This window comes from Dyella terrae (genome assembly GCF_022394535.1).
Lineage (GTDB): Bacteria > Pseudomonadota > Gammaproteobacteria > Xanthomonadales > Rhodanobacteraceae > Dyella.
Map to the genome: position 1 here is coordinate 1,152,341 of NZ_CP089414.1, position 11,847 is coordinate 1,164,187.

Annotated in this window: 8 protein-coding genes; 3 read left to right on the forward strand and 5 right to left on the reverse strand. The window is 60.2% G+C overall.

Features of this window, described 5'->3' with window-relative positions; genetic code table 11:
- Positions 1-140: 140 nt before the first annotated feature.
- Genes DYST_RS04715 through DYST_RS04725 form a run of 3 tightly spaced genes read right to left on the reverse strand, consistent with a single transcriptional unit; the run spans position 141 to position 5,799 of the window.
- Entirely contained in the window at positions 141-953 is an 813-nt protein-coding gene (locus tag DYST_RS04715; protein WP_239950423.1) for an OmpA family protein, read from the reverse strand.
- A 60-nt stretch (positions 954-1,013) separates the two neighbouring features.
- On the reverse strand, positions 1,014-2,471 hold the full coding sequence (locus tag DYST_RS04720; RefSeq protein ID WP_239950424.1) for a YadA family autotransporter adhesin: 1,458 nt from the start codon (positions 2,469-2,471) through the stop codon (positions 1,014-1,016).
- Positions 2,407-5,799 carry an ESPR-type extended signal peptide-containing protein gene (locus tag DYST_RS04725; protein ID WP_239950425.1) on the reverse strand — a complete coding sequence of 1,131 codons (3,393 nt, stop codon included), beginning with the start codon at positions 5,797-5,799 and terminating at the stop codon, positions 2,407-2,409. The genes DYST_RS04720 and DYST_RS04725 overlap by 65 nt, the downstream gene beginning before the upstream one ends.
- Before the next feature lie 861 nt (positions 5,800-6,660).
- Here DYST_RS04725 and bluB point away from each other — a divergent pair.
- Entirely contained in the window at positions 6,661-7,335 is a 675-nt protein-coding gene (bluB, locus tag DYST_RS04730) for a 5,6-dimethylbenzimidazole synthase (protein ID WP_102304339.1), read from the forward strand.
- Between the two features lie 82 nt (positions 7,336-7,417).
- Here bluB and DYST_RS04735 read toward each other — a convergent pair whose 3' ends face one another.
- Positions 7,418-7,837 carry an ester cyclase gene (locus DYST_RS04735; RefSeq protein WP_239950426.1) on the reverse strand — a complete coding sequence of 140 codons (420 nt, stop codon included), beginning with the start codon at positions 7,835-7,837 and terminating at the stop codon, positions 7,418-7,420.
- 80 nt (positions 7,838-7,917) lie between these two features.
- Between DYST_RS04735 and DYST_RS04740 the strand changes: the two genes are divergently transcribed.
- A complete protein-coding gene (locus DYST_RS04740) occupies positions 7,918-8,847 on the forward strand; it encodes an AraC family transcriptional regulator (protein WP_239950428.1) in 930 nt (309 codons plus the stop codon).
- Positions 8,848-9,146: 299 nt separating this feature from the next.
- Positions 9,147-9,989 carry a hypothetical protein gene (locus tag DYST_RS04745; protein ID WP_239950430.1) on the forward strand — a complete coding sequence of 281 codons (843 nt, stop codon included), beginning with the start codon at positions 9,147-9,149 and terminating at the stop codon, positions 9,987-9,989.
- A 281-nt stretch (positions 9,990-10,270) separates the two neighbouring features.
- On the opposite strand, the gene DYST_RS04750 is transcribed toward DYST_RS04745, so the two are convergent.
- Positions 10,271-11,752, reverse strand: coding sequence for a serine hydrolase (locus tag DYST_RS04750; protein ID WP_239950432.1), 1,482 nt, complete (start codon positions 11,750-11,752; stop codon positions 10,271-10,273).
- Between the last annotated feature and the right edge of the window lie 95 nt (positions 11,753-11,847).

Below are 11,847 nucleotides of genomic sequence, written 5' to 3' on the forward strand. Positions count from 1 at the left end.
GGCCCCGACGATGTAACCCAGACAGAAGGTGTACGGAAGCCACACCGGGTCGATACGCCAACGAGCTTCCGTGCTTGATCCCGGCCATGGTTCTGCCATGGCCGGGGCGGCGTTATCAGCCGCCTATCACGCATCAGAGGTTACGGATCGACCCTTACTTCGACACGTCGGTTGGGGGCGAGACATGCCACCATCTGCGCACGCGGGCCCTCAAGGCAGTCTTTCACGGGATCGCTTTCGCCCAACCCTTCGGCTCGGATCTTCGCACCTGGCACACCATCCTCGACGAGCACGTCCATGACGGCGCGCGCGCGGCGTTCGGATAGGTAACGATTGCTGACGGACGTGCCGAGGCGATCCGTATAGCCGGTGACGCGGATGCTTCCTATCTGCGCCAGATGTTCATGTAATTGCGTCGCCAAGTCGGCCAGCGCCTTCTTTCCTTCGGGGGTCACATCCGACTTGCCAAAGGCAAAGAGCGCATCGGCAGAAAGCGTAAACCGATGCGGCGCCTCCTCACTAAGCGGAGCAACCGCCTCCTGCTCTTTCAGCAACGAAGCGCAAGATTCAGGCTTCCAGTAGAAACTGCGCGCCACGCTGTTCTCATCAAACAGCACCTTGTACTGGCACACCGTTACCTCGTCACTGCCCGGCTTGCGAAAATTGAATAGATAGTTCCACTCGCGCACGCCCCACAAGCCTTCACTGAAATGTGGATACCCGATCAACTCGGATATCTGAGGCTTGATAAGCCCCGCCCTAACCTGCCGCAAATTGGCCAGGTTCGGAAAGGTGCCACCCTTGTGCATCGGTGTGACGTTATCCGGTGTTGGCCACACCAGTTCGCTGGCCGAGTTACCGTCCTTCGCCACGTTGCGACTCACGTTACCGCAGGCCGCAAGCACGAGCGCGGCAGTTGCCGCCACCATGATCTGTTTCCAGGGATTGTTCATATCGTTGATTCCTTCATGCGATGGAAGACGAGCGCGGCGCATAGCGCCAGGCTGCGTCCATTACCAGACCATGCCCGCACCAACGCCCGCACCGGCATCGCCGCGCGAGTTGGTGGTGGCGTTGAGCTTGAACACGTAGCGACCACTCTCCGTAATCGCAGACATACCGACGGCAACGCCTGTCTCGCCATGGAATGCACCCAGCGCTACCGCCGCCGAGCTTTGATTCGGCTGATAGGCCTGCGGCAAGCTGGCCAGCGCCATGGCCGAGGCAATGCCCGCGTTGGCGCGATTGCCAATACGGTTGAGGTCCTGATCTACGCTTTGAAAGCGCTGGTCGACATAGTCCTTCGACCAGTTCTTGGCCTCGGCAATGGCATCGCTAAGCTGCCCCACGTTCACGGCATCGGTGGCACCGACACCATTGGCTACGTTGGTAACCGTTCGCTCGTGGCCAACAGAGCCCACCGATACCGTGTTGCTCGACGACGCCACGGAACCATTACCAATCGCAACGCTGTTGTCACCACTCGCCGTCGAACCGGCACCGACCGCCGTGCTGTTGTTGCCCGACGCCGTAGCGCCAGCACCCGCTGCGGTTGAGTTGCCACCCGTGGCTGAAGACGCCGTGTTGTTGTCACCACTGGTCTGATACGTGTTGATGGTGGTGCTGCCACCCACGCCCGGAGGGAAGTTGCGGATGGTGTTGGAGAGGTTGATCACCTGCGACCCCAACTGCTGCAGCGTTTGATTGGTGGCGTACAACTCCGAGCCGTTGATTGCATCCGTGCTGGTTGCACTGATGCGTCCCGCCGCCACGTTGGTCAGAGTGCGCTCCGCTCCCGCCGAACCCACGCTCACGGTGGAGCCCGGCGTTGTGCCCGCGAACTGGTATGTCGTGCCGTTGAGCGTCGTGCTGGTGGTGGCCACCGGAGCCGCCGTCACCGAGCCCGCACCCAGAGCCACACTGCCGGCATACGCCGCTTGCGTACCGGCACCCAGTGCGAGCGCCTGGATACCGTTGGACGTGGCATTGGTGCCCAGTGCGACGCCATCGGCCAGGTTCACCGTCGCATTCTGGCCAATGGCCGTACCGCCCGGCGCGGTCTGCTGAACAATGGCGCCGTTGCCCATGCCAATGCCGTTGTCGCCATTCACCGTGGTCTGTGGGCCGACCGCCACCGAGTTCGCACCGATCGCCGCAGAATCAGAAGCGGTCGAGTTGGCGTGGAAGTACTTGATCGGCGTGACCGAGAACGAACTCATCGCCCCTTTGAGCTGGCGCAGCGTCACTGCATCCTGATCCAGGGTGCCGTCTGCCACATTGGTGATCTGTCGGAAGGCGGTGGCATTGCCCACGGATACCGCGCCGAGCAAGGTGCGATCCGTCGTGTTGTACGGGATGACATTGGTGCCCACGAGGATGGAGCCCGAGGTGGGCGCAATGGCCCGGTCAGAAACCGCCCCCGAACCCAGCGCCACACCACCCAGCACCGTAGCCTGCGTGTTCTGACCCAAGGCGGTGCCACTGGCAGCTGTCGCACTGGCTCCTACACCGGCAGCCAAGGCGTCTCAGTCCGGTGGCGCCGTTGTTGGCGTAGTTGCTGCCGGCTGTGCCACCGTCATTGACGCTGTAGTAGTGCGTCGCGTTGGCGGTCACGCTGCTGTTCAAGCTATCCAGTGCCTGATTGGTGGCAAAAAGCTGCGAACCATTGACGGCATCCGTGCTTCCTCCAGTCACCTGCCCTGCCGCCACATTGGTGATCGTGCGTTCGATGCCCGCGCTACCTACGCTCACCGTGCTGGTGGGTGCCGTACCGGCATAGGTGTAAGCGGTGCCGGCAATGGTGGCGCCCTTCGTCTGCACGACCGGCCCGGTCACACTGCCTGCACCAAGCGCTACATCACCAGCATTGGTATCCGCCGTGGCGCCATTGCCGATGGAGACCGCATTCGCCGTGCCCGCGTTAGAAACCGGGCCAATCGCCACGCTGTTGACGCCGGTGGCCGTTGAATCGGCCAACGCGGAGTTCGCGTGGAAGTACTTGATGCCACCGCCGTTCACCACGCCGCCGATCTGGTTGAACACATTCTGCAGCGAGCTATAGGTGTTGCCGCCATAGGTGATGCTGGTGGTCAATGCGCCTGTGCTCGAGTTGTAGGTGGTACCACCGCCTATGCTGCTCGCAAGGGTGTTGCCCAGGTTGGTTACCGTGGTGCCCACCGAGGTCACCGCCTGATTGGTCGAGAACAGCTGCGAGCCATTCACCGCGTCGGTGCTGGCGCCACTTAGCCGCCCGGCCGCGACATTGGTGATGGTGCGCTCGGTGTTCAACGCGCCCACGCTCACCGTGCTGGTCGGGTTGGTACCTGCGAAGGTATAGGTCGTGCCATTGATGGAAGTGCTCGGCGTGCCCACGGCGGCGCCGGAGACCGAACCCGAGCCAAGCGCCACATCCCCCACGTTCGTACCCGCGTTGGCACCGTTGCCAATAGAAACGGCATTGGCCGTGCTGGCCGTGGACACCGGACCGATCGCCACACTGTTGGCACCGCCGGCGGTGGAGTCCGCCAGTGTCGAGTTGGCGTGGAAATACTTGATGCCACCGCCATCCACCACGCCGCTAATCTGATTGAACACATTCTGCAGCGAGCTATAGGTGTTGCCACCATAGGTAACGCTGGTGGTCAGTGCGCCCGTGCTGGAGTTGTAGGTGGTCCCGCCGCCAATACTGGTCGCAATGGTGTTGCCCAGGTTGGTTACCGTGGTACCCACCGAGGTCACCGCCGAATTGGTCGCGAACAACTGCGAGCCATTGATCGCATCCGTGCTGGAGCCACTGATGCGGCCTGCGGCAACGTTGGTGATGGTGCGCTCCGTGTTCAACGCACCCACGCTCACCGTGCTAGTCGGGTTGGTACCTGCGAAGGTATAGGTCGTGCCATTGATGGAGGTGCTCGGCGTGCGCACGGCCGTGGCCGTGCTGGATCCAGAGCCCAGCGCGACATCATTCGCGTTATTGGCGGCAGCGCCGTTGCCGAAGGCCAATGAGCCGGCACCCAGCGCACTACTGCCGTTGCCCAGCGCCACCGAGCCCACGCCCTGCGCATTGTTGTTGTTGCCAATGGCCACCGCGCCATCACCGTTGGCCGTGTCATTGGCACCGGTTGCGACTGCGCCATTACCCGTCGCGGAATTCGGGTCACCAATCGCCACGGCACCGTTGCCGTTGGCAACTTGACCTTCGCCCAGTGCCACCGCACCCGTGCCACCCGACACCTTCGAATTGTGGCCGCCGGCAATGGAGCCCGTTCCCGCCGCAGCAACAACCGTATTGCTATCGCCAAGCGCCACCGTGGATGCAGCCAGCGCCTGCGAGGTATTACCTATCGCTGTGGCATTGCTCGCCGAGGCCTTCGCGAGTGCGCCCAGTGCAACCGCATTCTGGCCGCTTGCCGCCGCACCCGCACCCAACGCGGAAGCGAGCGCGGCAGTCGCCGCCGCGTTGTTGCCTACGGCAATGGCGGATTGTTGCGAGCTCAGCGCACCAGAGCCGGCGGCTACCGAACCAATACCGCTCGACACGGCCTGATTACCCAGCGCCAGTGCGAAATCAGCCGAGGCATTGGCCAAGTTTCCGACCGCCGCAGCACTCTGCCCCGCAGCGTTGGCATTCACGCCAACCGCTGCCGACGACAAACCCGAAGCTGTCGCCTGCACGCCGTTTGCCAAGGCATTCACTCCACTGGCATTCGCGCGCAGGCCAATCGCCGCCGCGCCCCCCACGCTTGCCGTGGCTTGCCCGCCGATGGCAATGGCGTTATCACCAGCCGCCACTGCACCCGCCACGGCGTTGCCGCCCAGCGCAAGCGAACCCGCACCTGATGCCGTTACCGCTGTGGCGGCGGCGGTGCCGCCCACACCCAGCGCGGTGGCATACGTGCCGGTCGCCTGCGCCATCTGGCCGACGGCGGTGGATTCTCCGCCGGACGCATTGGCGATGGAGCCGACAGCGGTACTCCATATACCGGTGGCTGCCGTCAGATTACCCACGGCCACGCTTTGCATACCCGTCGCCGTGGCCTGGTTACCTAGCGCGGCCGCTTCGAAAGTCGTCGTGGTGGCGCCATTCGGAAGCACCACGCCGGCGCTTCCGCTCGCATTGGAGTTCGCGCCGATCGCAATGGGTGAACCACCGTTGGTGGATACGGCCTTGGCGCCTGCGCCCAAGGCCACCGCCAAGCCGGCCGTGCCACCCGATGCAGCTGCATTGGTGCCAATGGCCACCGCGGATATGGTCGACGCCTTGGACGTCGACCCCATAGCAACCGCATTGGCGGCAGAGGCCGTTACGTCCGTGCCGATGGCTATCGCTCCATCCGCATTCGCACCCGTGCCCGCCGCCGAACGCGCACCCAGATAGATCGAATTGGTGCCTGCGGTTAAGGCCTGAAAGCCGAGCGCGATGTTGTTTTGCCCGGCGGCATGGGAGGCATACCCCACGGCCAATGCACCCAATACATCCGCCTTGGCACTCGCCCCCAGCGCGGTGGCTCCGGTGCCGCTGGCTGTAGCCCCATAGCCCATGCACGAGGCCGTACTGTTGTACGCGTTGTAAGGCAACGGGGTGCAGTCCACTGCCTGTGCGTGAGCCCGCTCCATCCACCCTGCTCCACCAAGCGCTGCCAGCGCCGTGAAAATGCCCAGGCCCAGGCGGCTCGGCAAAAGTCGCTGACGCTTATCGCGTCGATCCACCACGCCGCCACCGCGCCCCGTTGCAAACTCCGAGGCGACCACGACTTGCGCCAACGCGCTGTTCCACACCTTGTTGTAAATCTTGTTCATGCCTCACTCCCTTATGACTGATTCGGCATCAGGGATGAGCAGGAGACAAAAGTGCTGGGCGCAAAGGATCATCCGCGCGCGCGTGAGCCTGAGCGCGGGACGAAAGTGCCCCTGCGCTCACACTATGGCGTGAACGATGTTTTCAAAGAAAAAGGAATCGACGCGATGCGCTCGGCTACTAAGAACCCTGCACAACCCCTGTTTTGTGTCGAGGACTCAAACGAAAACGGCATGACTGGGGATTCAGCCTGATTCGTCTCGTTCTACGGGTGCGACGTCCTTGTCTTCAGCCCCAACTGCCGCGATGCAACACGCGGAACTGCTTCAAACTGAAGTACGGCTGCCGCAGGTGCAGCATGGCACCATACGAAAAATCTTGTGAGCGATCATCGACGCTATAAGCATGACGTGCATCACAATTTGTCACGATCCATTTTTAGCTCTAATGCGCTAAAGCGGGGTGCAAAGTGACGCCGAGACGTGCCCTTGTAAGTAGATGCGCCCGCCATCCCCAAGACTTTTAGCGCGGTGCACGATGGGGCTCGGCCAAATCGTTTGTTGCGATATCACAACCCCATCGCCCGATCCGCCAGGCACGCGTGCCACCGTTCTACGCATCCGCACCCATGGCCCGCCTAGTGGCAACTCACACCGTCCGTCGACAACGGGGTGTGTCTCTGCCTGCGACGCTGATGGATCGCCCCTGTGGCGTGACAGATTCGGGGCCGGCACGCCAGACCCGGCGGCACCCGCGCGGGACATCGCCAGCCCGTTCGGAGCACAGCGCTAGCAGCGGTATCATCGCAGGACCTTTGCCGTAGCCCGCCAAAGTTTCCGCTATTGCCGCAGGCCCCAAGCCCCATGAACCGCTACAACGACGGCGATATCGCCGCCATTTACCGCGTGATCGAGCAACGACGCGACATGCGCCACTTCCTGCCCGACCCGCTTGAGCCTGCCCTGCTCCAACGCCTGCTGCGCGCCGCCCACCTCGGCCCCAGCGTAGGCTTCATGCAGCCGTGGCGTTTCATCCGCGTCACCGATTCGAGCTTGCGCCAAAGTATCCACGCACTGGTGGACGAGGAACGACAACACACCGCCGCCGCACTTGGACAACGTCAGGACGACTTCATGCGCCTGAAGGTCGAGGGCATCCGTGAATGCGGCGAGCTACTCGTGGTCGCCTTGATGGACCGTCGCGAACATCACATCTTCGGGCGACGCACCATGCCGCAGATGGATCTAGCCTCCGTAGCCTGCGCCATCCAAAACCTGTGGCTGGCTGCACGCGCGGAAGGCATAGGCATGGGCTGGGTTTCGCTTTTTGACCCGGAAGCACTGGGCGCCCTGCTCCACTTGCCGCCAGGAGCAACACCCGTCGCTGTGCTGTGTCTGGGACACGTACCAGCGTTCTATACCGAGCCCATGCTGCAACAGGAGAACTGGGCCACGCGACAACCACTGGAAGCGCTCGTGTTCGAAAACACGTGGCAACACGAACACACCGACGATCCATCATCCGACGCTGTCGCTTAGCAACGCAGCCAGGACCAGAGCAGCGGCTTCAAACCTGTGCGCTGACCAGACATCGAATCTATCGCCCGGAAGGCAGCCGTTGCTACGGTGCCTTTCGATCGTAATAGGTTGAGTCACTCACAATCAGGTGATCCTTGATCGTGTAAACCGACATGATTCGAATGCTGACGGGTTTGTTTTCTGCACCTTTCAGATGGCCGGAAAGAACGAACTGAACGTAGACATAGTTCGCCGTACTTTCCATGGTGACGATGCTGTCTTTGGCGTCAGGTATGGCATCGAAAATCCAACGGTATGTATCGGCGATCTTCGAGTTGCCAGCAAGCTCAGGGTAGTCCGGGCTGTGCAAGATGGCATCTCTGGCATAGAGAGCTTCGATTGCGCCCGCGTCGTGTCGATTGAATGCCGAAAATTTCAACTCGACCGTTCGTATGGGCTCGATCTCCGGCGCACCTGGACCGGACGGCATTTGACCTGCGATGGCCGGCGACGGCGAACTCATGACGCCACATACAAGGCAAGTGAGAAGAATCATCTTCACTATGTTCATAAGCATGAGATCTCGGTTCGCTTGGTAGTAGGATGAGCAGCACGCTGGGGCCCATCGCCGAGCAATACCCCGGTAGCTGGTTCTTTTATTGCATCGCGGGTCACGCCAAGATGATTGTAAAAAGCCGACAAATGGATACGCAGCCCGGCGCTGCAAACGACCAGCTTGGTCGAGGCGCTTTTGGACAAGGCTGTGGTGTCCTGCACCATTCGCCTCCACCAGGCACTTACCAGCACACACGCCATGCCCCTCCGGATGAACTGATGGAGTGGGTCGAGCACTTCTGGCTGGAAAAGTGGGATCTTCGGGATGGCTCGCCGCAGGCGAGGGTCGTGCTTCCACACCCGAGCGTACATCTCGCGTTTGCACCCGGCCGCTCAAAGATCTACGGCGTGCAGTTGCGTCGCTTTGCGCGTGAACTGAGTGGACAGGCCACCATTCTTGGCATCAAATTTCGTCCGGGCGCGTTCTATCCGTTTTTCGGTAAGCCGATCAGCCTGATCGCTAATTCGTCGATGGCCGCAGAACACGTTTTTTCCGATGCTTTGTCCGCTGAGCAACGTGTCCTGGCATGTGGCGATGATCAGGCCATGGTGGATACCGCTGCCAAATTCCTGATCGCCCATCTGCCAGCTCTCGATCCCAACACAGGGGTCGCGCGCGCTATCGTTGAGGCCATAGTGAACGATGGCGAGATAACACGCGTGGAGCATCTCACCGCCCGTTTTGGCCTGTCAGAGCGAAAACTTCAGCGACTATTTCAACGATATATAGGTGCGAGCCCACGTTGGGTGATCAAGCGCTATCGCGTATATGACGTACTCACTCAACTCACTGTAGGCGAGCCCGCAGCGGGTGCTACCCTCGCACAGAACACTGGCTACTTCGACCAGGCGCACTTCCAAAACGACTTCCGAAAAATGATCGGTTGCTCCCCAGGCCAATACCTGAATTCAAAGTAGTGCGCGGCCCTGCCAGCTGAGCCTAGTCATCCAAGAAGCCTTGATTCACCCAGATCGGTGCCTTACGCCCTGTGGCGAGGTCGAGCATCTGTGCCAAGCCATGCTTGGTGAGTACAAATAGAACCATGCCTGCCTCCATCATCGTTGGATGCAATATCTGCAACTGAGCGGGCGCAGACGCTATTTCATATTCCAGCCGAAGCAGGCCTGGCCAGTCACTGCCAGACAGGGCGTTTCAACCCTTCCTTGGGATAGCGCATCTAACGCAGGACTTTACGAACCTCAGCGGGGAGATGTACTTGAACGCCACCTCGACAGCGCCAGCGAAGCCCTTTGACGGCAAAGACATCCTGTTCGGTATCGCCGCCTGCATTTGCGTGGTGGTGGCGCATGCCATCGCTTACTTGACGCATGAATATGCTCACTCCTTCACGGCCTGGGCGCTGGGATGGATGGCCAATCCCCTGGCGATCGACTATGGGCCACCCACGCTTTACAACATCATCTTCCTGGGCGGCGTTTCGGACAATGTGAACTACGCGCCTATCCTTGCGGGCGGCCATGGACTGGCGGTGGTAGCGATCGCCCTGGCGGGGATGCTCATCGGAAACGCCGCTCTCTACTATATGCTTTTCCTGGCCGCCCGAACTCGCCTGGTGATGACGCGCCCCGCTCTGTTGGCTGGCATCTTCACCCTCGCCTTGATGTGCGCGGGCAATGTGTGGGGATACGTTCCCATACGCGGTTTCACCACCCATGCCGACATAGCCATTGCGGCGAGCGGCTTGCACCTGCAAACGTGGGTGATGGGACTATGCCTGCTTCCACTTTCACTCCATATTGTCTGGCACTGCCTCTTTCGATTCTTGCCCCAGTGCCTTGATTCCGCCGCGGCGAAATCGGACGTCAGACTTGTGTTGATCATCACACTCACGGGTTACTGGCTTTTCGTTTTTTACGGTGGTGAAGGCACGAGTGGTGACTATGGGTTGGTGTCACAGCTGCTATCCATCACATCCAAGTACTTCCTCTTTCCGCTATCGGTGGCGGCCCTTGTTACGCGCCACCATTCCGCTCGTTCCATGAACAGGTGGCTGAATTCGCAGTCGAAAGCGGACCTTACAGCCACATCAAATCGGTGATCTAGCCTTGCAGTAATTTAAGCTCACCGGTACCCGGGCCGCTGTAGTTGTCCATCTGACAGACCAAATTTGGCCAGTACCAACCTTGGTCCGTCCATTCGCGCGGTGCGCTGTCGCAACATCGCCCCACATATGCGTTCGAACAAACAGGTCGACAAGCCTCATCAATCCCCTTTCCGCCGCTTCATGCTCTGGCTCCCAGTGCGACACAACCGTGCATTGACCATGAAATCCCAGTCGAAAACGGACGTTGGCGGCACGCCACTGTTTGCGTCAAATGATTACTTCTTGACGCCTCTATCGTCCTGGCCATTTTGGTGGAACACGACGTATTTTACGTGCCCCGCGCTGTCTGGAAAAAATTCAATCTCGGCGTTCACAACTTTCCAAAAGAACCTGGTTTCCGATTCTGGAAAAACCGGAAACTTGTGTTGATTCGTGGCCTGGGCCATCAGCTGTCCATCCTCAAGCGTGAAGACGAGGCTGAAGTCCGGTGCCAATTGGTATGTCCCCACATAACGAGCAAGAACGGACCGATCCAACTCGATGGCTGTGCGGACTACGGGTTGAAAATCCGGCCAAGCGTATGCAGCCGCAATGCCCATCATGACCTGCGAAGCGAGTCGTCCTCCCCCTTTGGCGTTGGTCATGACGACCGCGCCTTCTCCGTTGTGCTCATATCCAACCAAGAGGCTCTCGAAGCCCTCATCCACACCTCCGTGGGAAAAATAGGGCTCGGTCGGGGAGCCGCCGATCTCAAGACCAAGGCCCCAATGTCCTTTGCCAGGAGTAAGCATTTGCTTCGTCAAGTCTGGATTGAGCACGTGGTTGGCTTTGCCCTGCAATGACTGCTGGACCTCAAGCACATACCGAGCGAGATCGGATGGTGTGGTCCACAGACCTGCGGCGGCTTTCTCCGGATAGGTATGTGCGCCGCCGGGAATGGGCTCGTCATTGACACCGTAAGGGGTCGCCGCCTCGGCCTTGAGCGAAGCCGGCAGGGGCTGCTCATAGGTGCTATGGATCATGCCTATCGGAATCAACACCGTATCGCGAAGCAACTCGGCGAAAGGTCGTTTTGATGCGTCCAAAAGAAGTTGTTGCATGACGGTGTAACCACCGCCGGAATACTTCCACTGACTACCCGGCACGCTTTCCAGTCGAATGGGCTCGTTGTTGGCGGGCTTTTCGCCATTCAGCACCTGAACAAGCGTTGGTACGGGAGTATTGGCTGCGTAACCGGGAAAGCCATGCACGGTAAACCCTGCCGTATGCGTGAGAAGTTCACGCAAGGTCGCCGCTGCGCCAGGTGCGGCGGGGCTCGCCGGAACCTTCCACGTCGTGAGCACGCTATTCACATCCGAGTCGAGCGAGAGCTTGCCCTGTTGGACGAGATGAAGAGCAGCCATGGCCGAAATCGGCTTGCTGATCGATCCCGCTTGAAAGAGCGTTTCGGGGGTGATGGGCTCTCCGCCAATCCGCTCAACACCAAAGCCCTTTGCCCATTCGAGGGCCCCATGGTGAATAACAGCAACGCTTATTCCAGGAACATGTAACTCCTGCATCCGCTCCGCGAGCGTGTGACAGGAAGGTGGCTCGCCCTTGACGATGACAGGATCCGGAAGACAGGATTCAATTTCATTGATCCGTCGCCCCAAGTCAGTCGGAACATGGGTAGTGCCTGGAATCGCCTGACCAAATAAAGGGCCATTGGCAATGCATAGAAACGCACATGCCGCGACAATCTTTGCACGATGAGCCACTGGCGCTTTCCTTTATCCATAAGGGGGAGGCAAAGGCATGAACTACATCTTGGCGGCCACTACTATTTTGTAATCGATCGATAGGATCCGTTCTC